General features: G+C 66.6%; 2 protein-coding genes. Both read left to right on the top strand.

Translation table 11 applies throughout. The features are described from left to right. Positions 1-349: 349 nt before the first annotated feature. Positions 350-697 (top strand): hypothetical protein, encoded by a 348-nt coding sequence (locus ACFOWE_RS30480; RefSeq protein WP_377293946.1) that lies wholly within the window; start codon positions 350-352, stop codon positions 695-697. Next, a complete protein-coding gene (locus ACFOWE_RS30475) occupies positions 681-1,373 on the top strand; it encodes a nucleotidyl transferase AbiEii/AbiGii toxin family protein (protein WP_377293944.1) in 693 nt (230 codons plus the stop codon). Before ACFOWE_RS30480 ends, ACFOWE_RS30475 begins: the two co-directional genes overlap by 17 nt. Positions 1,374-1,590 lie beyond the last annotated feature (217 nt).

Below are 1,590 nucleotides of genomic sequence, written 5' to 3'. Positions count from 1 at the left end.
AGCCCGGTTGCAGGGGACCGGAAACCCTAAACCCCCGATGCCACCGGCCATCCAGCGCCTGCGGAGAGCTGGGGCGGATCCTGTGAGAGGTTCGTGGAGGAGGTCGAGGCCGGGATATCGGTGCAGATCTCCGGAGGTGCGACGACGGGCGTGCTTCCGGCCGCCATGCTCCCGAGATCAGTGATCACGCGTCGGTGTTCACGCCGTAAACGCTCCCCGCGCTTCAGCCGTACGCAGCGCATGCCGGCACACACGTCATGGCAGCCCTTGACCGGATACCGCCTCTGTCATCGATGTTCCTCTCGCTTTCGATCTGCCTGAGCCTCAGGACATGGGAGAGAATGGAGGAGTGAGCCTCCAGACCGCCGTGCCGTTGCCGTCCCGCTGGGCTGGGGTGGCCAAGGCGATGCCTCCCTCGCTGTCGTGCCTGACCGGCCCGGATGGAGGCATCGTCGAACTGCCCTCCGATCTCGCCTGGTCTGGACGGACCTGCTTCGACCTCTCCGACCGTGATCAGCGTTACCTCTTCCACATGACGGTGCTGACCTCGGCGATCACCACCGAGCACTACACGCACTGGCTGAACGCCGACCTTCTCCGCTCTGATTGGGCACGCCTCCGGCTTCCCCGCGCGCTCCGCGCCCTCTGGCAGGACAGGTTCCCCGAGCTGGCGGCCGAGGTTGTCCGATCCGCTTGAGGGCGATCACGCGCTGCTGATGCACGCAGCCCTGCCGATCTGCGACCGGTACGGCCTGGTGTTGGCAGGCGGCTACGCGATCAAGGCACATGGTCTGGTGGCCCGGCCCTCGGACGACCTCGACTTCGCCACCGCGAGTTCCGCCCCGATGGAGGAGATCGCCGCAGCACTTGCAGCCGCCTACGAACAGGCGGGGGTGGAGGCCCGAGTGGTCTCCGCCGAAGGCCGCAAGGGGCACCTGGCGGTCGTCCTCCCCACAGGTGCGGCGTACCGGATCGACATCTTGAAGGAGCCGCTCAACCACCCTGCGGCCGTCATGAGTTTCGGCCCTGTCCTTGCGCTGGAGGACGCCGTCGCGCTGAAGATGGGCGCCCTGCACGATCGAGGCCTTCCGCGGGATCTGATCGATGTCTACAGCGCGACGACGTACTTCACCGATGCCGAACTCATGGCGCTGGGTCGACGGGCTCTGGACGATGACTTCTATCCGGAGGACCTACGCGATCAACTCGATCACGCATCGGTCTATCCCGATGAGGAGTTCGAGGTGTACGGCCTCCGCTCCGAGCAGATCACCGAGATGAAATCCTGGGCGCAGCAGTGGGCTGATCGGATCGGTCGCGAGATGACCGAGGGGAGCCTCTGGACTGACGACCTCACCGATCTGTCCGACTGATCGACTCGGGAGACGTCTGGGAGCTCCGCCGTCGAGACCGCCACCGGGGCACGCCGAGGTGTTTACGCCGTAAACACGGCCTGCGTACGTCGACATGCGTCGAGGCCGCCACCGGAACACTGTCCGATGACGGCCTCGACGCCGCCTGTCGCTGCCTGTCGCTGCCTGTCTGCGCACGCGCGCGGAGTACGGCCCCGCGACCGGCCGGCCTCAGCGG

This window comes from Planomonospora corallina (genome assembly GCF_042650625.1).
Classification (GTDB): Bacteria; Actinomycetota; Actinomycetes; order Streptosporangiales; family Streptosporangiaceae; genus Planomonospora_B; species Planomonospora_B corallina.
Note: the sequence above shows the minus strand (reverse complement) of the source record. Positions and strands in the feature narration are given on the sequence as shown.